Genomic DNA, 19,640 nt, shown 5'->3' on the forward strand with positions numbered 1-19,640 from the left:
CAAAAGACAATCTACCTAATTTTTGACAATACTCGTCTGTCTAAAAAGTATAAAAGCATCAGAAAGTAAATTTCTGATGCTTTTAGTATCTATCACAAAATAAAACTCTATCCATTCTTCAGTGCTTCTGCACCAGAAACAATTTCTAAAATTTCATTAGTAATGGCTGCCTGACGAGCTTTATTATAGTAAATTACTAATTCATTCTTAAGAGCCTGTGCATTATCCGTTGCCTTATGCATTGCCGTCATTCTAGCTCCATGTTCCGAAGCAATAGAATCTAAAACGGCTTTATAAACCTGAGTTTTAATAGACTTAGGAATAAGCACATCTAAAATCTCATTTCTATTGGGCTCAAAAAGATAATCTGTTTCTATAGCTTTACCGCCTTCTTCAGAATCCTTAATTGCTATAGGCAAAAGTTTTTCCGTTTGTACTGTTTGGGTAGCAGCATTCAAGAATTTGTTATAAATAAGATACACTTCATCAAATCTCTCCTCACGGAAATCTTTCATCACTCCATAAACAATATTAGCAACCGCCTCAAAGCTAAGATTATCAAAGATATGGCTTTCATTACTATATGGAGTTTTAATCTTCTTTACTGCATCATAAACCTTCTTACCTATAGTTATCACCTCTACCTTCTTATCAGAATTTTGTGATAACTGAGCATTAAGCTCTTTAATAATAGAAGAGTTGAATGCTCCTGCTAAACCTCTGTTAGAAGATATTGCAATATACAATACTCTCTTTACTTCTCTTTGTTTAGCGTAGATAGAAACCTTATCCGCATCTGAACTTGTATTTACATTCTCAATAATTTCCTGTAACTTTTCAGAATAAGGTCTCAACATCACGATGGCATCTTGCGCTTTCTTTAGTTTCGCAGCGGAAACCATTTTCATCGCACTTGTAATCTGCATCGTAGAAGAGATGGAAGTTATTCGCCCTCGTATTTCTTTTAAATTTGCCATATTTTATGGATTCAAAATTTAAAACTCCGAGTTTAAAAATTATCTTCTAAACTCGGAATTATGAGTTATTTTTAGTTATACTTAGATGCTAAATCATTAGCAGCTTGTCTTAGCACACCTGTAATTTCATCATCAATTTTACCTGCCTTAATTTTAGCCATAGTGTCTGGGTGCTTAGATCTCAAGAATTCTACATATTCTTTTTGGAACTCTTTAACCTTATTTACAGGTACATTTCTCAATAAGTTTTCTGTACCAGCATAAATCATCGCCACTTGGCTATCTACAGGTAGTGGAGAGTTTACTGGTTGCTTAAGAATTTCCACATTTTTCTCACCTTTTGTGATTACCGCTAAAGTTGCAGCATCAAGGTCAGAACCGAACTTAGCAAACGCTTCTAATTCTTTATATTGTGCTTGGTCTAACTTAAGTGTACCTGATACTTTTTTCATTGATTTAATCTGAGCGTTACCTCCTACTCTCGATACAGAGATACCTACGTTGATTGCAGGACGCACCCCAGAGTTAAATAAATCTGACTCTAAGAATATCTGTCCATCTGTAATAGAGATTACGTTAGTAGGGATATAAGCAGATACGTCTCCCGCTTGAGTCTCGATAATTGGTAATGCAGTAAGAGAACCTCCTCCTTTAACGATTGGTTTTAAAGAATCAGGAAGGTCGTTCATTTGCTTAGCAATACTATCATCAGCAATTACCTTAGCAGCTCTTTCTAAAAGTCTAGAGTGTAAATAGAATACGTCCCCTGGATAAGCCTCACGACCTGGTGGTCTTCTTAATAAAAGTGAAAGCTCACGATAAGCGACTGCTTGTTTAGATAAGTCATCATAAACGATAAGAGCAGGACGACCTGTATCACGGAAATACTCTCCAATAGCAGCACCTGCCATAGGAGCATACACCTGCATAGGTGAAGGGTCTGAAGCATTAGCCGCTACTACTACTGTATAAGCCATCGCTCCTTTATCCTCTAGTGTTTTAACAATTTGTGCTACAGTAGAACCTTTCTGACCTACTGCAACATAAATACAGAATACAGGCTCACCAGCATCATAAAACTCTTTTTGGTTAAGAATCGTGTCTATCGCTACAGTAGTTTTACCTGTTTGACGGTCACCAATGATAAGCTCTCTCTGACCTCTTCCGATAGGAATCATAGAGTCAACCGCTACGATACCTGTTTGCAAAGGCTCATTAACTGGCTGTCTGTAGATAACCCCTGGAGCTTTTCTTTCCAAAGGCATCTCATAAAGCTCTCCTCCGATAGGACCTTTACCATCTATAGGGTTACCTAGAGTATCTACAACTCTTCCTAACATACCCTCTCCTACTTTGATAGAAGAAATTCTGTTAGTTCTTTTAACAGTATCCCCTTCTTTTACTTGTTTAGACTCTCCTAGTAGAGCAACCCCTACATTATCTTCTTCTAAGTTTAATACAATTCCTTCAATACCACTTTCAAATTTAACAAGCTCACCGTATTGTACATTTTCTAGTCCATATACACGAGCAATACCGTCTCCTATTTGAAGCACTGTACCTACTTCCTCAACATTAGATTGAGTATCAAAATTTGCTAATTGCTGTTTTAAAATTGCAGATACTTCTGCTGGATTTATTTCTGCCATTGTATGGTTATTTTTTCTTAATTCAACTGAAATTCTTTTTTCATCTGAGCCAACTTAGTTCTTACTGAAGTATCTAATTGTTGGTCTCCTACTCTCAAAACATACCCACCTAATAAATCTGGATTTACATTGATTTTTAAATCATGAGATGCTCCAGAATTCACAAGACTAGACGATTTTAATATTTTATCAATATTTTCTTGAGAAAGAGAAGCCGCAGTTGTCAAAGTAATTCTTTGTACTCCGTTGATATCTTCTACTTTATCTATAAAATCTTGCGCTATAAACTTAAGCTGAGCTTCTCTACCTTGACGGATAACTAACGAAATTAAATTCTGACTAGTAGCACTAAGTCCTTTAAAAATTTCTTTAGCTACCGCTATTTTTTTCTTATAGTCAATGAAAGGTGTTTGTAAAAAACGGTTAAGTTCTTTACTCTCACTCATAATCTTAACTACGGCTTTCATATCAGAAAACACAGTAGAGGTTTGCTGAGACTCTTGGGCAAAATCCAAAAGACCCTTAGCATATCTTTTGGCTACTTTAGATGTTCTCATTTTTAGTTAAGATTAGATTTATTCAACATGTTCTCTACTAAAGCATTCTGAGCTTCAGTATTATCCAGTTTTTGCTTAAGAATAGTTTCGGCTATACTTAGAGATAAAGCGCCCACTTGGTTTTTAATATCAGCCATAGCCGCAGATTTTTCTGCTGCTATTGATTGCTTCGCAGCTGCAATCATTTTATCACCTTCCACTTTAGCTACCTCCTTAGCTTCATTTACAATTCTATCCTTAATCTCCCTAGCTTCTTTTAGTATAGCATCTCTCTCCACTTTAGCCTCACGAATAATTCTCTCATTATCCGCTTTTAAATCTTCCATTTCCTTTTTAGCTAATTTTGCTTGGTTCAAAGCATCTACAATAGAGGTTTCTCTATCATTAACCGTTTTAAGGATAGGCTTCCATGCAAACTTAGATAATAAAAGTACTAAAATAAGGAAAACCACTAAAGACCATATAAGGTTACCTTCTGAAGGAATTAATAAATCCATATTATTAAGATATTAATTTATATTGTTATTTAATTTTTCTTAAAATCAAAAGAAAAGCGACAGACCAACCGTCTGTACGCTTTTCAGTTTTTAGATTATCCGTTTCCTAGTAATGCTACTACGATACCGAATAGACCAGCACCCTCGATAAGAGCCGCTGCGATAATCATTGCAGTTTGGATTTTTCCTGATTGCTCTGGTTGTCTAGCAATAGCGTCCATTGCGTGACCACCAATTTTACCAATTCCTAATCCTACACCTAGAACTGCTAAACCAGCTCCGATTGCTGCGATACTACCTGTCATAACTTTAAATTTAAAAGGTTGATATTAATTATTTTTTTTCTTTAACTTATAATTTTAATGATGTCCTTCTTCTACTGCCATTCCTATAAATAGAGCTGTAAGTAATGTAAATATGTACGCTTGTAAAGCCGCTACCAATAGCTCCAATGTATTTATAAAAAGGGTAAGCATAATAGAAACTGGTGCAATAGCATAAGTCTCCATTATGAATATAAGGGAAATTAAACTCAAGATTACGATGTGTCCTGCAGTCATATTCGCAAAAAGACGAATCATCAATGCGAAAGGCTTAGTAAACATACCTAAAATCTCCACTGGCACTAAGATAACATAAACCAAAGCTTTGCCTGCCAACGGCATATTGTTCCCTAATGGGTCAAATATATGCGACCAATAAGTCTTTTTACCACTAAATGTTACTATAATAAATGTAAGAACTGCCAACACCATTGTAAAGGCGATATTACCTGAAACATTGGCTGCACCTGGAATAAGCCCAAGTAAGTTAACAATCCATATAAACAAGAATAACGTTACTAAATACGGCGTATACTTTAGATACTTTTTAGTCCCAATATTTTCTAAAGCAATATCATCTCTCACGAAAAGCACTAAAGGCTCCAAAAATTTAGCTATTCCTTTAGGGACTCCATTAGAAGTGTAGCTAGACTTAGTGGCAAAAGCTAAAATAATTAGTAAAACTGCCGCTAATAAAGTTTGTGCTACATTTTTAGTTATAGAAAAATCCAATGGTCTCTCATTGGAAGGATGCCCCTCATGCATTTCTAGAGTACCATTGGCATCAGTTTTGTATATTTTGTTATGGTATAACTTATAGTAGTTACCATCTACTTGAGCTACCTCATCCTCGTGATGACCAAAATGAGATGAAGAAAAAATCTTCAATCCATTATCCCAAAGTATCACAGGTAAAGAAAACCCGATACTTTTATCTCCTTCCCCCCAAAGATGCCAACTGTGGGAGTCTGAGATGTGATGCATAATGTCTGGAACTGGATTGTACTTCTCTCCAGGTTGTTTAGTCTCGGTAGAGGCATTAGCCCAACCCATCATAAAAATGGTCAACAATAAAATAACTCTCTTGAAGTGCATTTTCTTCAGTTTATAATTTCTGCAAAAGTAGGAAATTGATTTTATATTTTCAAATTAAAAAAAATTAAAATTTTATGATTTTTGTTGGCTTTTAAGATTTTTAGAAATTAGACTGATTATCAAAACTGTTTCTATTAAAAGATAGAAAAAATAAAGTCCTACAGACGCTATAAGTTGTTTTTTTAGGTCAGGGAAAATATAAAAAAGATATAAAAAAGCACCCATTTTCAATATTATAAATGCCATGTAAACAAATCCCATAATATCCTTTTTGAATAAACCAACTCCTCCCACCGTTATAAGACCTAAAAAATGTAGAAAAGCAATCAAAAAATGTAACGACAACGGATATTGAAACAATAGAGATTGTCCAAGAATACAAAAAATAGCTACTATACAATAGATTAAAATAAATAGTAAAATTTGACGTGAATATTTCATTCGACAAAAATAGTCTATTACACAATGATTCCAAAAAAATAATTCAATACAAATACCCGCTTAAAATAATAACCATTACATTTTGATTTTTGAAGACAATTTTTATTTAATTTTGTTCCTTATTTTGACAATATGGAAAAGCCTCATAAGTCTGCTGCTATTAGCTTTATTTTTATCACTCTCCTTATAGACATTACAGGTTGGGGCATCATTATACCAGTAGTACCCAAATTGATAGAAGAACTCATCAATGGAGATATTAGTCTTGCATCTAAGTATGGAGGCTGGTTAAGTTTCGCTTATGCGGTTATGCAATTTATTTTTGCTCCAGTATTAGGTAATTTGAGTGACCAATTTGGACGTCGTCCTGTTATCCTATTCTCCCTATTAGGTTTTTCAGCAAACTTTTTTCTACAAGCGTGGGCTCCTAGTATTTTGTGGTTGTTTGTAGGACGACTTCTGTCTGGTATCACAGGAGCCAGTATCACAACTGCTAGTGCTTATATTGCAGACATTAGCACCAAACAAGACCGCTCAAAAAATTTTGGTATTATTGGAGCTGCATTTGGGCTAGGCTTTATTATTGGTCCTGTACTTGGGGGTGTATTAGGGCATTATGGTGCTAGAATACCTTTTTTAGCAGCAGGTGTACTTTGCCTTATCAACTTTCTATATGGTTTTTTTATACTTCCCGAGAGTCTCTCCAAAAAACATAGACGACCATTTAATTGGAAAAGGGCCAACCCCATAGGCTCTCTTCTACAGTTAAGAAAATACCCTGAGTTGTACAAACTTATCTTAGCATGGTTCTTGGTCTATATTGCCTCCCATGCAGTACAAACTAACTGGGCTTATTTTGGTATTTATAGATTTGGTTGGAGTGAAAAAACAGTAGGAATTTCACTAGGTGTAATGGGAGGATTAACAGCTTTGGTGCAAGGCGTTATACTAAGAAAAGTAAATCCTAAAATAGGTAATGAAAGAAGTATCTTTTATGGCATTGGTATGTATAGTTTAGGAATGCTGCTTTTCTCATTTGCAGGAAGCAGTTGGATGATGTTTGCCATTCTTGGTATTTATTGTTTGGGAGGAATCGCTGGACCCTCTTTGCAATCCGTTATTTCCACAAAAGTTTCTGCCAGTGAACAAGGCGATCTACAAGGAGCGCTCACCAGTATCATTAGCCTCACGAGTATTATTGGTCCACCATTGATGACAAATATTTTTTACTATTTCACCCATAATGATGCACCTTTTAAGTTTGCTGGTGCTCCTTTCTTTGTTGGATTCATTTTAATGAGTGTTAGCACCTATATAGTTTATCGTGGATTTTATAAAAATAAAAAATAATTTTTTTCGTTTTGTACTTTTATTTGTAATTTAGCAGAATGGATTTTAGTTTTAGTGAAATGTTAGTAATAGCACTAGTAGTATTAGTGCTTTTTGGACCTAAAAAGATCCCAGAAATAGCTCGTGGGTTAGGTGAAGGTGTTAGAAAAATGAAGTCTGCAATGGAAGACATCAAAACCGAAATCATGAAGGAGACAGACAACCCTGTTTCTGAAATAAAAAAGGAAATCGAGCAGGTAAAACAATCCATACAAGAAGTAAATCCTTTGAACGATATTAAGAAAGACCTTACTGAAGCAACTAACGATATTGTAAATCTAGATAAAAAAACTAGTGTATCACAACTAGATGACGCTCACGAAGGACCTGTAAGCAGATAAAATAATATGCACAAAATCATTGAGCTAGACCAATCTCTCTTTCTTTATCTAAATGGGTTGGGAAACACCTATTTCGACACCTTTTGGATTATGGTATCGGGTAAACTTACTTGGTTGCCTCTTTATTTTATATTTTTATATCTCATTATAAAAAACCACGAAAAGAAAAAAGTCATTTACATCCTCCTATTTATTACCCTAGGAATTATTATTTCTGACCAAATTGCTAATATTTTTAAAATTGGAGTTCATAGATTTCGTCCGTGTCACGAACCTATTTTAGAAGGATTGGTAAGAGAAGTAAAATGCGGAGGACCTTTTGGTTTTTATTCGGCACACGCTTCTAACAGCTTCTTTATAGCTTCTTTTATGAATCTTATTTTTTCTAAAAGGATTAAATTTTTCGGGCTAGTGGTATTCGCTTGGGCATCTTTTGTAGCTTATAGTAGAATTTATTTAGGAGTTCATTATCCACTAGATATTATTTACGGAGCGATGGTTGGTTTTCTCTTAGGTGGCTTTTTTGGGAGTTTGGCACTTTATGCGAGTAAACCTAAAAGGCTTTAAATATTCCTTCCCTTTTATAATTAAGCAATAATACTAAGAAAATAAAACTAATAATCAATTAGTTACAATAAATAGAAACATTTTTATTCTATTTTTTTGGTATTTAAAAAAATCGTCGTATATTTGCATCACAATATCGCGGGGTGGAGCAGTAGGTAGCTCGCAGGGCTCATAACCCTGAGGTCGCACGTTCGAGTCGTGTCCCCGCTACTACTCATAAAAGGATGATATATTATCGTCCTTTTTTATTTTTATAACTAACTACCGTTATTATCCTGTTTTAAAAAACTTCTCTGAAAATATCTAACGATTTAGGTTCATTAAATTCAGGGATATGATACTTACAATACTTCATCAAAATATCTATCACATTTCTTCTCTCATCAGCATCTATCGAAGTTTTAATAAACTCTGAGTTTCCTATTTTTTTTAATATATCCGACAAAACTCTGTTGATAGTAAACTCATTTTCTCTCTCTTGAAAGCATCCATTTTTTAAATCAAAGAAAGCTCCTTCTGTAAATAAAAACCCATAACCAATATTCTTTATTATGGAGTAAATAGTAAATATCAGTGAATTTTTATTATCTATATTGATATAAAAATCTTCCACACACTGATAAAGACTATCCTCTACAACCTCATAAGGAACCGTTTTTAGAATAAACTCTGCCAAAAGAGTCATTTGAGCGTTATTAACCAAAGTAAAATCTATCATTTTTGATATTTCTGAAAGTGAAATTTGGTTTACTAATGATAATACTCCGCTTTTAGTTTTAGAAATATTAAAATCCACTCCCATTAAAGGCGAAAGATACACCTTCTGTTTACTCCGAGCTAGATAAATATTCTTAATAAAATAAGACTGAATACCTGCCTCTCGCTCTAAAACACGAAGCACCGCTCCAGAGTCATTATATTTAGTATAAGATAGTATAAACCCTTGTAAAGATTGCAATTTTAGTGTATTTAATTAACCACTGCTATTTTCGCTGTTGCTTTATCTGTACCATCTCCATTAGTCATCAATACAAAATAAATCCCTGAAGCTACACGAGAACCTCTTTGGTTTTGTAAGTTCCACTCGTAATAACCGTTTCTGGAAACCGCTTGATGAATTAAATTACCCGCAGCATCTGTAATACGAATATTAGTTTTTTCAGCCAGTCCTTTTATTTTTACACTTCCCTTAAATTGACTATAAACCACAGGATTAGGATAAACTACTATTTCCCCAAATTTTGAGGTCACATTAGCCACATCTCCCTTATAAACCACTATGCCATTGCTAGTCGCAAAATAAATATGCCCTGTTTTGTCATTTATTTTGATATCCGTAACCTCATCAGACGGAAGTGGAGAATTAGCTTTGGTAAAGTGATTGTAAACTTTCTGTCCATCGGCACTTAGAAAGAACACCCCACCTCCATTTACAGATACCCATTTATTATTACCAGAATCTACCGCTATGCTCAAAATTTCCGCATCTTTGAAAAGTTCTTCTGCTATGCCATTTTGAGTAATAACTATTGGATTTACCTTTATTATATTCCCGTATAAGTCGCCTGTAGCACCAGAAAGAACTCTAAGTCCCGTTGTAGAACCTAGCCAAAGACTATTGTTTTTATCCATTGCCATCGCTGTTACCGATGCCGAAGGTAACCCTTCTTCAACTCTTAGAATTTGTCTCAAATCATCATCAAAACGAGTGGGTGTATTATTAAAATAATAAATTAACAGCCCTCCCTCTGATGCTCTAGGTCCACCTATAAAAAGTCTATCATTAAAAGCTAGTATACCCGACGAGCTGGTTTTTATATTTGCTGTTTTTATAGTTTCAAATCTAGAGCCATCTCGAGAAATAAAGTACATTCCTCCAAAATTTACATCTCCTTCGAAAAAAGAAAAAGTGGCAAATAAATTATTATTTTTATCGAAGACCAAGTACTCTGGAACATTATACCATTGAGCACTAGAAGTATTAAAAACTTTTGAGAGCTTATTATCAATCATTTTATAAACTCCCTTGGAATTTCTCTGCACATAATTAGTAAAATAAATTTCGCTTGGGTTAGAAGGATTAACAGCAATATCTAAAATATTGAATGCTAGCTGTGAATTATCTAAAAAATACTGTGGATATACCCAACGAGTTCCGTCGTAGTAGTAATAACCTAAATTATTGTCATAAATTACTTGGTAATAGCTTCCCTTTCTACCCGCAGCTACCCATATTTTATCTTCTACAAGAGTAATTCGGGAAGCTGTATTACTATATGGTCCATCTGGTTTAATACTAATAAAATTTTGGTCTAAAATACCTGAAAAAGCCGTTCCTACAAACAACTTACCATCATACATAGCACCTGTCGTAAGATAATAAGATGAAAAATCATAAGTGTTTTGCAAAATACCATCAGTAGAAAATTGATAAATTTTATTTACATCACAAACTAAAAAACTGTTGGTTTGGTACACCACATCTTTAATGTCAGTAAAAGAATATGGTAGACGCTGAAAATTATTTCCAAAATAGATTTCTGTTTTTGTGGCAACTAAATAATCCTGTCCATTGGTATCAGATTGCAATAAATCAAATACATTAAGCCTTTGCCAAGTGAGATAAATAGAAAATTCCAAATCTATTTTGTGAGAATAAAGCCCTCTAGATGTAGAAGCATACACCACATTATCTTTTACAAAAGCTTCATTTGAGGCTATAAAATTGTTCCCTTCCTGAAAAAATACAGTTTCCTCAAACTCTTTTTTATCCAAATTAAAGATAGAAACCCCATAACCTGCCGAAATTATCGCTAGATTATCTTTTATAAAGATATGATTGATTTTTTTTGAACCTTGATAACTCCTTGTTATAGGAATATCTACAATTAAATTAACTCCACTGGGGGTAATCATATCCAATGCCCCTGTTTCGTAACCTATAAGTCCTACCTTTGTACTAGGATTATAGTCAAACGCTGTAATACCAACTTCGTGAAGCCCATTAGCTTTTGATAGTTTTCTAATCTCCCCTGAAACTCTATCATAATAAAATAACCCGCTTTTAGTGGCTGCTATAAGTTCTGCACCATCTTGCTCTATCTTGATAATATGATTATAAGAAAACAAATCTTGCCATTTGCTGCCTTGAGCTAACCCCAAAAAGCCAATGCTAAGTACTAAAAACGAAAATATTTTTTTCATCTTAAACCATTATCTTATCATCTATCACTTGGTTATTCCAAGCTATATTTTTAATCTTCTTTTGGCTATCGAAATAGAAGTCTATTCTTCCTAGTAATAAACCTGCCCACCCCACCTGATTTACTAAAACTTTGACTCCTTTTCTATTGATAAAAGACTGTGGTTCTAGTAAAAAAGTATGCGTATGTCCTCCCAAAATCAAATCTATATTATCTGTTTTTTGAGCCAATTCTACATCACATATTTTATTGGTATGCTCCCCTTTGTAAGAATAACCAATATGGGACAAGCAAATTACTAAATCACATTTCTTTTCATTTCTAAGCATATCGGCGTATTGCTGAGCAATCTCTACAGGGTGATGCCAAACAGTTTCTTTATACTGTTTTTTACCTACAAGTCCTTCTAACTCTATGCCTACTCCGAAAATCCCAATTCTGATTCCGTCTTTATTAAAAATTTTATACGGTTGCGTTTTTCCGTCTAATATGGTATTTTTAAAATCATAATTGGAGCATATAAATGGAAATTTAGCATTTGGTAAAGCCTTTAAAAATCCTTCTAAGCCATTATCAAAATCGTGATTCCCCATTGTAGCCGCATCATACCCCATCATAGACATCAGTTTAAACTCCAATTCTCCACCAAACATATTAAAGTAAGGTGTCCCTTGGAAAATATCGCCACTATCCAATAGCAATACATTTCGTTCCTGTTGTCTAATTTCTTTTACCAAATGAGCTCGTCTTGCAAAACCTCCCTGATTAGGATTTCTTGTATAATTAGCATCAAAAGGTTCTATTCTACTATGTTGGTCGTTAGTATGAAGAATTGTAATTTTCTTATCTGAACTATTGAGTAGTGTGGTATTAGCCAAGAAAGTATTAGGCACTAATGATAATGCTAAAGTCCCACCTCCTATTGTTTTTATAAAATCTTTGCGATTCATATTTTTTTAATTATTAAAAATTAACCTCACATCATTTGGAGCATTCACTTCGGGATTCTGTTTAAATTTTTCAATGAATAAATCTCTAAGCTTAATACCTGTTGAAATCATTTCTCCTTTGCTGAAAAACCACATATTATCTCCTCCTAACGCCAGATAATCTGATGTAGCGATATAATAATCTTTCCCTAAATCCAACTCCTTACCGTTTACAAGACCTTTGGTGATTTTCTTATTATTGGTTTCTAAAAACAAATGTGACACTGGGTTGTTCTTTTGAGTTTCAGCATAATAATCAAACATACCTAGTAAATCTTTTCCTTGCATTTTAACAATTACAACCTCGTTTTCAAAAGGCATTACCTCAAAAATATGTTTTAGTAAAATATCGCCCTTACCTATGGTAGACCTAATACCTCCTATATTGATGACCGCAGCATCTACATTTTGTTTCAAATTTTGCTTTGCCCAAACATCGGCTCCTTCATAAGTGTAATCTGCCAACAATCCTCCCAAATTACTATTATCCCCAGTTTTTGTAAGCTCCACAGAGGTATAAGATATTTTGGTATTCATCTGTCGCTCCATTTCCGTTTTGTAAGGCTGGATTAACTTATCCATCTCTCCATCAGAAGGAATAGATGAGGCTATACTGATATTTTCGTAGGGTTTAACCTCCGAAACAGGCATTGCTGTTTTACAACTTGTTAACCACAACAGAGGGATTAAAACTAAGTGCGAGTATTTTATTCTTTTCATTAAATTGAACTCTTAATTTAAAGTGAATTGCAAATATAAAAAAAGTACTATCAAGTTCTCCAGAATTATGACAGAAACTTACGTATAGTTAATAGTCATTCTTTAAAATAGTATCAATACAATATTCAGACAAAGCCGTTATTGTAACATAAGGATTTACACCTAAACTTCCTGGTACTAGAGAGCCATCTGTAACATATAGATTGTCATACCCATACACTCTACCGTGTAAATCCGTTGCTTTACCTAGAACACACCCTCCCAACGGATGATAACATATTGTTTCATCTACACCATTCTTTGGCAACAATACTGTGTTATTAACATATTTATTATTAAACCAACCTGTAGAACCGTTTTGATTCATTTTAGATAAAAAATATTCTGCATTTTTTCTCATATGAGTATTATGAGTAGCCCCCCAATCCAAAACTATTTTTTGTTTATCCAAATCGTAAGTCATAGAACCAAACTTATTGACTTTACTTACTACTAAATACAACGCCGTATAAGTACCAAATACAGGCATTGGTGCTATTTCTGCAAAAAAAGGATAATTGACATCATTAAAATTATCCAGTCCTCTCACAGGCATCGTTGACTGATGATTTCCTCTAGAATGATGCCCCAAAACAAAAGCCGTATATCTACTCGCCATAGTATTACCATTATTCCCCCAATATTTACCAACCTCATCGTTGATATTTGGAAGTTTGTTGAGTGCTTTAGATTTCAAAAGTAGTTCTGTAGTTCCTAGACTTCCTGCACCAAGATATAATTTATCACAAGTAAACTTTTTGCCCCCAACCTCTCTATTAAGCGTATCTATTTGTTTTACTACTAGGGAGTATCCACTATTTGGTAAAGCCTCTATATAATCTACCTTATGCTGTGGTATAATAGTAACATTACCCGTATCTAAAGCCCTTTTAAGATAGGTTTTTGTAAGATCTCTTTTGCCATAATTGTTACCATAAATAACTTCAACATTAGTAGCTGATCTTGGTACTTTACCTGCTATTTCGTCCCTCATATAGTTAAAATCGTACAAATTAGGAACATTTACTGGTGTGAAACCTGAGTTAACCCCTTCCTCTATCCCCATTCTAGAAAAAGTATACCATTCTGAATTATAAACATCATCTGGAACTAAATTTTTCCCCAATGAATGGTTAGCCAAAGGAAAATACGTATTATAAAGCTCATCTACTGGTAATGAAACTCCCACCTTGTCGTAGACTTCTTTTAGATATTCTTTTTTGGGTGTAACCGTCATTCCTCCATTAACTAGTGAACCTCCTCCAACACCCTTTCCTAAATAAATTTTAATATTAGCAAAGTCTTTCCTCTCCAAAATTCCCGTGAACTTATTAAAACTATTCATATTTCCGAGTCCAATAGGCGCTTGAGTAGAAGTATTCATCCAAGTAGATTCTTTACCTGGTGAGGTCATTTTATAAAATTTAAAATGTGGATTTTTAAGTTTATAACCCTCCCAGTCTAGCCCCATTTCAATCATCAAAACTTGATGCCCAGCCTTAGCCAATCTCTCTGCTACAACCGCATTACCATAGCCTGTACCTACGAGTATATTTGCAAAATGTCCTCCATTTGTATAGGTAGACAACAATAGTTGTTTGCCTATCATAGACCTCCCTATAAGCAACCCAAAAGAGGTTAATCCTAGTTTTGTTAAAAATTCTTTTCTATTCATCAGACTTATTTTGCTTATGTAAAGGTAAGTAAAACTGATTTAAAGTCTACTAAATCTTTATACCAATAATGGTGATGACAGAATTTTCCATTCAATTTATTATGTTAAAATTTTGATATAAATATAAAAATCATCAACTTTGGTAAAAGTTTAATCAAAAAATGCTCTATTCAAAAACTATAAATACTCCTCTCGGAGAAATGATTGCCGTTGCAAATAATCACGGAATATATCTGCTAGAGTTTGTGGATAAAAAACATTTAGACACAGAACTAAAAAAACTATGTTCTACTCTAAATAGTAATATCAAAGAGGCTTCAAATTCACATCTAAAAAACCTAGAGAAAGAATTAAATCTCTACTTTAATCAAAGTTTAAAAAAATTTTCTGTTCCTATACAACTATTGGGAACACCTTTCCAAAAACAAGTGTGGCACACTCTACTCAAAATACCTTATGGAACTACCGAAAGCTACCTACAACAAGCTATAATGATGGGTAATCCAAAAGCGGTGAGAGCTGTAGCTAACGCCAACAGCCTCAATAAGATTGCTATTATAGTGCCTTGCCACCGCGTTATCGGGAGTAATGGCTCACTAACAGGCTATGCTGGTGGACTTTGGCGTAAGGAAAAATTATTACTTTTGGAAAAAATTTAATAATCTCACCACCAAGTTATGCCAGATTTTAGACTGAAAGTTTTTGCAACTGTTACAAAACACCTTAGTTTTACCAAAGCCTCAGAGGAGTTGTTTATATCTCAACCCGCTGTTACAAAAAACATCAAAGAACTAGAAAAGCACTTAGGTAGTACCCTTTTCTTAAGAAAGGGAACAAAAATAAAACTCACTCCAGCAGGAGAAATATACCATAGTTATGTTTTGGATATCTTGAAAAAACATCAAGAGGCACAGTTTAAAATCAATGAATTGAAAGGGAAATTTACAGGAGATTTAAAATTGGGAGCCAGCACCACTTTTGGGCAATACATCTTCCCAAAGATATTAGCACAGTTCTTAGATAAGTATCCCGAGATAAATATTTCTATGCTTAATGAAAATACAGAAGACATAGAAAAAAAACTGATTGCAGGAACTTTGGATTTGGGCGTTATTGAAGGAAGGTCTAAACGCCCTCAGCTCAAATATATCCCTATAATGAATGATGAAATTGTAGCTGTGGTAGCAACTCACCATAACCTCTCTAAAAAGATTGAAATTACTAAAAAAGAGATTGAAAAATATCCTCTGGCATTAAGAGAATCAGGATCGGGAAGTTTGGAAGTACTTCTAGAATACCTTTCTAAAAATGGGGTCGATATTAAAAACTTAAATGTAGAAATAAAACTTGGCAGTACTGAAAGTATCAAAAATTATCTTATACATTCTAACTGTATCGCTTTTCTTTCAGTATCATCTATAAGAGAGGAGGTTTTGAAAGGTCATTTTAAAATATTGGATATTAAAGGGCTTTCCTTAGAGAGAAAATTCTACGCTATCCACCCTCACGGCTCACTATCAGAAATAACCGAAAAGTTTTTAGAATTTCTAGTTCATAACCATAAGTTATAGCGGATAACTTTTATTCATTTGATTTTTTGAGGGCAAAATATCACCTTTGCTTAGTCCAAAAAGGTATGAAAGTATGTTAAAAGTTGCCCCCATTGTTACCAAATCACTTTTCATTATTCTAGCTCTACTTTGCTTTTCACCTTTAATAGATCCTCCTAAAGCTCTATTTATAGGGATACTTTTTAGTATTCTATTGGGGCATCCTTTTCTAAAATACAATTCTAAAATTACCAAAAAACTACTCCAATATTCCGTTGTGGGTTTAGGTTTCGGTCTAAATGCTACAGAAGCCTTGGAGGCAGGTCAAAAGGGCTTTGTGTTTACCCTATTTTCCATTGTATTAACTCTTGTTTTAGGTTGGCTAATTGGTAAATGGTTCAATATTTCTAAAAACACTAGCACTCTTATCTCCTCTGGAACAGCTATTTGTGGCGGTAGTGCTATTGCTGCTGTTTCTCCCATTATTAAAGCCAAAGAAAATGAAATCTCGGTAGCACTTGCAAGTGTGTTTATACTGAACTCTTTAGCATTATTTATATTTCCCGTAATAGGGCATTGGTTTCATATGAGCCAAGCCGATTTTGGACTATGGGCTGCCATTGCCATACACGATACTAGTTCGGTAGTAGGAGCAACCCAAAAATACGGAAACGAAGCTCTAAAAATAGCAACCATAATAAAACTCCAAAGAGCCTTATGGATTATACCGTTATCCCTATTTTTTGTATTGATGAACAGAAAAGAAAAGGTTAAAATACATATCCCTTATTTTATCTTTTTCTTCATTTTAGCTATGCTCATTAATACCTTTGTGCCTCAACTAGGAAGCCTCAATCATCACATTGTATTTTTAGCAAAAAAAGGACTCACACTTACCCTATTTCTCATAGGAGCAGGACTTAGCTTAAAAACTCTTAAATCCGTAGGTATAAAACCCTTATTACAAGCCGTTTTACTTTGGGTTTTTATCTCTATACTATCGCTGTGGGTAATATTAGAAGTTTAAACATTATAGCATACCGCCGCCACCTTCAAAGTCTTCTGAATAGTTGCCCTCTCTTTTTCGTTTAGGCTGTTCTACCTTTTCTCCTTGTTTGAAACGATAGGTTAAAGATAAATTGATTTGTCTCGGTTGCCATTGCATATAAGACTCTCTAGTGGTATTTTCGGTGAAAGTATGTACCGTTCTATTTCTGGTATTGAATATATCCTGAACATTAAATGCCAAAGTCCCACTACCATTCCAAATGGTTTTAGAAGCTCCGAAATTAAGAGCATACATTGCTTTTCTGTCTTGAAACTCGGTTTTAGTACCACCTCTGTAAAATCCTTGCAACTGAATGCTTAATGTTTTATCTATCCTAAATGTAGAGTTAAGTCTCATAATACTAGAAAAACCTTTCCCTACAAACGAGGCATTTCTCACCGCTGATGCTCCATTTTTATCCGTTACATTATATGAAGTTTGTCCGTCTAATTTATAAGCAAATAGATTAACACTCGCCATAATCTTCCACCAAGGATAAAGGTCTGCCGTACCGTTAAGGTCTAACCCATATCTGGTATCCGTACCTAAATTGATAGGCGTTACAAAAAAGATATTGGTTCTTTCGTCTTCCCTATAGACCAACATTTTATTGTCATCTGTCGTGCGTCTTAGATAAAGAGTTGGGTTAATGGTAAATTTTTTCTTCTGTATGCTATAACCTAGTTCGTATGAGTCCACATAAGACGGATTCAAATCCATATTTCCTCTAAAGACATTTTGGTCGTCTGTTAATGAAAAATATGGAACTAAGAAAAAGGCTCTAGGGCGGTCTATCCTCCTAGAATAATTAACCAACAACTGATTATTTTTAGCAATATCATAACTCAAATATACACTAGGGAAAAGATTGTTGTAATTTTTGATTTTGTTATCAATGATTTTACCTTCCGCTAAGTTTTGGTAATCTATTTTAATATTAGAAAGTTCGTCTCTCAATCCTACTTGGTAGCCTAATTTCCCTATTTTACTCTTAAACTGAACATACACCGCATTGAACAACTCATTATAAACCGTATTATTAGTAAATATACCCAATGGCGAAAACGCTCCACTAGCACCTAGCCTTCTATTTGCGGTATTATCATACTGATTATTATTACTATCCAAACGATAGCCCAATTCTAGTTTAGAATTTTCACCAATGTTAAGCTCATAATCTGCCTTAGCAATAATGGTTTTATTTTTTGAAGATTGAGAATTATCATTAGTTTGAAAACTAAGATGTGGATTAGCTAAGTCTGCCAAAAACAAGGCATCAAAAATATTATTAGACTCTTGACTGATGATAGTATAAGCATCGTTTTTACTTTTCTGGTAACTCAACGATAAGGAAAGGTTGTCTTTATCACTAAATTTATGGTCTAAACCTAAATCTCCTTGAAACGCCAAATTATCACTAGTCCCTTTACTATTTCTTACCGTGTAAGGTGTTGGCAAAGTAGTATTGTCGTAAAGATAGCGGAAATTGGTAAAGGCGTCTTCCGTACCTTTAAAAGTTCTTATCGCCCCCGAAGCATTTATAGAGGTATTTTTACCCAAATCATAAACCATACCTACAGTAGCATTGTAGGTATCCATTGCGGTATTTCGCTCTCCGTTTTGTCTAGACTCTAACAACTGATTAGCTTGGGCATCATTTTTCTTATAAAAGTTGTTGTTTCTGGTAGTTCCTTTAGATTCTCTATAACCTCCGCCACCATTGATAAACCAAGTAAAATTACCTTTTCTCCAGCTCAAATTAGCATTAAGGTTAGTCTGTGGCAGATAACCAATAGACCCAATAACACTACCATTAAATCCTGTTTTTTTATTTTTTTTCAGAATAATATTGAGAATCCCAGAAGTTCCCGAAGCTTCAAATTTAGAAGACGGATTGGTGATAACTTCAATTTTTTCTATTTGTTCCGCAGGGATTGATTGCAATGCATTAGCACCATCATCTATACCCAACATAGACGACGGCTTACCATTGATTAAAAACCTCACATTAGAACTTCCTCTCATAGAAACAGTTCCATCTGTATCCACATCTACCGAAGGTACATTTTGCAATACATCTTGTAAACTCCCTCCCTTACTTACCAAATCGGAAGAAACATCATAAGTTTTCTTATCCAATTCTACTTTATAAGGCTTTGGTGCATTTACAGTAATGGTAACCCCTTCTATACTTTTGGTTTTAGAATGTGTGATAGTTGCCTCTTTTTCTATTTTAAAATTGCCTATACTTCCACCTGAAAGAATTTCTTTGGTGATGATTTTTTGTTTAAAATCTATAGCTTCGATAGTAATTTTATAAACTCCCGCGTTAAGTGGCAATTTGTAATTGCCCTTTTCATCTGTTAAAGTCGCATCGCTGTAAAGTTTGTTAGTCTGATGTTCAAAACTTACAGAAGCATAAGGTATTGGCTGATTATAGGCATCTACTACCCTACCCAAAACCATATTTTTCTGTTGAGCAAAAGCGAAACTCGCCACACCTGCTGTAAAGGTAAGAGCCAAAGTTTTCTTTCTAATTATACTAACGACTTCTATATTATGAGTATTCATTTTCTAAAA

Annotated in this window: 18 protein-coding genes and 1 tRNA gene; 7 read left to right on the forward strand and 12 right to left on the reverse strand. The window is 34.2% G+C overall.

Annotated elements, in window-relative coordinates; all coding sequences use genetic code 11:
• Window positions 1-107: 107 nt before the first annotated feature.
• The 6 genes from atpG to atpB all read right to left on the reverse strand — a co-directional run bounded on the left by atpG (window position 108) and on the right by atpB (window position 5,098).
• Window positions 108-977, reverse strand: a complete 870-nt coding sequence (gene atpG / locus D1003_RS04935; protein ID WP_153935970.1) for an ATP synthase F1 subunit gamma — start codon at window positions 975-977, stop codon at window positions 108-110.
• Window positions 978-1,048: 71 nt separating this feature from the next.
• Window positions 1,049-2,626: a F0F1 ATP synthase subunit alpha gene (atpA, locus tag D1003_RS04940; RefSeq protein ID WP_004919940.1), complete on the reverse strand. Its 1,578-nt coding sequence runs from the start codon at window positions 2,624-2,626 to the stop codon at window positions 1,049-1,051.
• A 17-nt stretch (window positions 2,627-2,643) separates the two neighbouring features.
• On the reverse strand, window positions 2,644-3,183 hold the full coding sequence (atpH, locus tag D1003_RS04945) for an ATP synthase F1 subunit delta (RefSeq protein WP_153935971.1): 540 nt from the start codon (window positions 3,181-3,183) through the stop codon (window positions 2,644-2,646).
• Between the two features lie 2 nt (window positions 3,184-3,185).
• Window positions 3,186-3,680 (reverse strand): F0F1 ATP synthase subunit B, encoded by a 495-nt coding sequence (locus D1003_RS04950; RefSeq protein WP_064968364.1) that lies wholly within the window; start codon window positions 3,678-3,680, stop codon window positions 3,186-3,188.
• A gap of 95 nt (window positions 3,681-3,775) precedes the next feature.
• On the reverse strand, window positions 3,776-3,985 hold the full coding sequence (gene atpE / locus D1003_RS04955; RefSeq protein WP_004919949.1) for an ATP synthase F0 subunit C: 210 nt from the start codon (window positions 3,983-3,985) through the stop codon (window positions 3,776-3,778).
• A 54-nt stretch (window positions 3,986-4,039) separates the two neighbouring features.
• Window positions 4,040-5,098 carry a F0F1 ATP synthase subunit A gene (gene atpB / locus D1003_RS04960; RefSeq protein ID WP_153935972.1) on the reverse strand — a complete coding sequence of 353 codons (1,059 nt, stop codon included), beginning with the start codon at window positions 5,096-5,098 and terminating at the stop codon, window positions 4,040-4,042.
• Between the two features lie 573 nt (window positions 5,099-5,671).
• On the opposite strand from atpB, the gene D1003_RS04970 reads away from it, so the two are divergent.
• The 4 genes from D1003_RS04970 to D1003_RS04985 all read left to right on the forward strand — a co-directional run bounded on the left by D1003_RS04970 (window position 5,672) and on the right by D1003_RS04985 (window position 8,046).
• The gene (locus tag D1003_RS04970; RefSeq protein ID WP_153935974.1) at window positions 5,672-6,889 is read left to right on the forward strand and encodes a TCR/Tet family MFS transporter; all 1,218 of its coding nucleotides are present in this window, start codon (window positions 5,672-5,674) and stop codon (window positions 6,887-6,889) included.
• Window positions 6,890-6,927: 38 nt separating this feature from the next.
• Window positions 6,928-7,269, forward strand: coding sequence for a twin-arginine translocase TatA/TatE family subunit (locus D1003_RS04975; RefSeq protein ID WP_052910760.1), 342 nt, complete (start codon window positions 6,928-6,930; stop codon window positions 7,267-7,269).
• A gap of 6 nt (window positions 7,270-7,275) precedes the next feature.
• Window positions 7,276-7,836, forward strand: a complete 561-nt coding sequence (locus tag D1003_RS04980; protein ID WP_153935975.1) for a phosphatase PAP2 family protein — start codon at window positions 7,276-7,278, stop codon at window positions 7,834-7,836.
• Window positions 7,837-7,973: 137 nt separating this feature from the next.
• Window positions 7,974-8,046: transfer RNA gene (locus D1003_RS04985), tRNA-Met, on the forward strand.
• 70 nt (window positions 8,047-8,116) lie between these two features.
• On the opposite strand, the gene D1003_RS04990 is transcribed toward D1003_RS04985, so the two are convergent.
• The 5 genes from D1003_RS04990 to D1003_RS05010 all read right to left on the reverse strand — a co-directional run bounded on the left by D1003_RS04990 (window position 8,117) and on the right by D1003_RS05010 (window position 14,462).
• Window positions 8,117-8,794, reverse strand: coding sequence for a DNA repair protein RecO (locus D1003_RS04990; RefSeq protein ID WP_153935976.1), 678 nt, complete (start codon window positions 8,792-8,794; stop codon window positions 8,117-8,119).
• Between the two features lie 11 nt (window positions 8,795-8,805).
• Window positions 8,806-11,040 (reverse strand): T9SS type A sorting domain-containing protein, encoded by a 2,235-nt coding sequence (locus D1003_RS04995; protein ID WP_153935977.1) that lies wholly within the window; start codon window positions 11,038-11,040, stop codon window positions 8,806-8,808.
• 1 nt (window position 11,041) lies between these two features.
• Window positions 11,042-11,989, reverse strand: a complete 948-nt coding sequence (locus D1003_RS05000) for a bifunctional UDP-sugar hydrolase/5'-nucleotidase (RefSeq protein WP_153935978.1) — start codon at window positions 11,987-11,989, stop codon at window positions 11,042-11,044.
• Window positions 11,990-11,995: 6 nt separating this feature from the next.
• Window positions 11,996-12,748 (reverse strand): 5'-nucleotidase C-terminal domain-containing protein, encoded by a 753-nt coding sequence (locus D1003_RS05005; protein WP_153935979.1) that lies wholly within the window; start codon window positions 12,746-12,748, stop codon window positions 11,996-11,998.
• An 88-nt stretch (window positions 12,749-12,836) separates the two neighbouring features.
• Window positions 12,837-14,462 (reverse strand): GMC oxidoreductase, encoded by a 1,626-nt coding sequence (locus tag D1003_RS05010; RefSeq protein ID WP_153935980.1) that lies wholly within the window; start codon window positions 14,460-14,462, stop codon window positions 12,837-12,839.
• A gap of 161 nt (window positions 14,463-14,623) precedes the next feature.
• On the opposite strand from D1003_RS05010, the gene D1003_RS05015 reads away from it, so the two are divergent.
• The 3 genes from D1003_RS05015 to D1003_RS05025 all read left to right on the forward strand — a co-directional run bounded on the left by D1003_RS05015 (window position 14,624) and on the right by D1003_RS05025 (window position 17,039).
• Window positions 14,624-15,121, forward strand: coding sequence for a methylated-DNA--[protein]-cysteine S-methyltransferase (locus D1003_RS05015; protein ID WP_153935981.1), 498 nt, complete (start codon window positions 14,624-14,626; stop codon window positions 15,119-15,121).
• An 18-nt stretch (window positions 15,122-15,139) separates the two neighbouring features.
• A complete protein-coding gene (locus D1003_RS05020; protein WP_153935982.1) occupies window positions 15,140-16,033 on the forward strand; it encodes a LysR family transcriptional regulator in 894 nt (297 codons plus the stop codon).
• A 73-nt stretch (window positions 16,034-16,106) separates the two neighbouring features.
• Window positions 16,107-17,039 carry a YeiH family protein gene (locus D1003_RS05025; protein ID WP_153935983.1) on the forward strand — a complete coding sequence of 311 codons (933 nt, stop codon included), beginning with the start codon at window positions 16,107-16,109 and terminating at the stop codon, window positions 17,037-17,039.
• Between the two features lie 3 nt (window positions 17,040-17,042).
• Here D1003_RS05025 and D1003_RS05030 read toward each other — a convergent pair whose 3' ends face one another.
• The gene (locus D1003_RS05030) at window positions 17,043-19,631 is read right to left on the reverse strand and encodes a TonB-dependent receptor domain-containing protein (RefSeq protein WP_153935984.1); all 2,589 of its coding nucleotides are present in this window, start codon (window positions 19,629-19,631) and stop codon (window positions 17,043-17,045) included.
• Window positions 19,632-19,640 lie beyond the last annotated feature (9 nt).

The organism is Riemerella anatipestifer (assembly GCF_009663465.1).
Taxonomy (GTDB): domain Bacteria; phylum Bacteroidota; class Bacteroidia; order Flavobacteriales; family Weeksellaceae; genus Riemerella; species Riemerella anatipestifer_C.

Coding starts and splice junctions, on each gene's coding strand:
- atpG (WP_153935970.1), bottom strand. CDS start 977: ATGGCAAATTTAAAAGAAATACGAGGGCGAATAACTTCCATCTCTTCT.
- atpA (WP_004919940.1), bottom strand. CDS start 2,626: ATGGCAGAAATAAATCCAGCAGAAGTATCTGCAATTTTAAAACAGCAA.
- atpH (WP_153935971.1), bottom strand. CDS start 3,183: ATGAGAACATCTAAAGTAGCCAAAAGATATGCTAAGGGTCTTTTGGAT.
- D1003_RS04950 (WP_064968364.1), bottom strand. CDS start 3,680: ATGGATTTATTAATTCCTTCAGAAGGTAACCTTATATGGTCTTTAGTG.
- atpE (WP_004919949.1), bottom strand. CDS start 3,985: ATGACAGGTAGTATCGCAGCAATCGGAGCTGGTTTAGCAGTTCTAGGT.
- atpB (WP_153935972.1), bottom strand. CDS start 5,098: ATGCACTTCAAGAGAGTTATTTTATTGTTGACCATTTTTATGATGGGT.
- D1003_RS04970 (WP_153935974.1), top strand. CDS start 5,672: ATGGAAAAGCCTCATAAGTCTGCTGCTATTAGCTTTATTTTTATCACT.
- D1003_RS04975 (WP_052910760.1), top strand. CDS start 6,928: ATGGATTTTAGTTTTAGTGAAATGTTAGTAATAGCACTAGTAGTATTA.
- D1003_RS04980 (WP_153935975.1), top strand. CDS start 7,276: ATGCACAAAATCATTGAGCTAGACCAATCTCTCTTTCTTTATCTAAAT.
- D1003_RS04995 (WP_153935977.1), bottom strand. CDS start 11,040: ATGAAAAAAATATTTTCGTTTTTAGTACTTAGCATTGGCTTTTTGGGG.
- D1003_RS05000 (WP_153935978.1), bottom strand. CDS start 11,989: ATGAATCGCAAAGATTTTATAAAAACAATAGGAGGTGGGACTTTAGCA.
- D1003_RS05005 (WP_153935979.1), bottom strand. CDS start 12,748: ATGAAAAGAATAAAATACTCGCACTTAGTTTTAATCCCTCTGTTGTGG.
- D1003_RS05010 (WP_153935980.1), bottom strand. CDS start 14,462: ATGAATAGAAAAGAATTTTTAACAAAACTAGGATTAACCTCTTTTGGG.
- D1003_RS05015 (WP_153935981.1), top strand. CDS start 14,624: ATGCTCTATTCAAAAACTATAAATACTCCTCTCGGAGAAATGATTGCC.
- D1003_RS05020 (WP_153935982.1), top strand. CDS start 15,140: ATGCCAGATTTTAGACTGAAAGTTTTTGCAACTGTTACAAAACACCTT.
- D1003_RS05025 (WP_153935983.1), top strand. CDS start 16,107: ATGTTAAAAGTTGCCCCCATTGTTACCAAATCACTTTTCATTATTCTA.
- D1003_RS05030 (WP_153935984.1), bottom strand. CDS start 19,631: ATGAATACTCATAATATAGAAGTCGTTAGTATAATTAGAAAGAAAACT.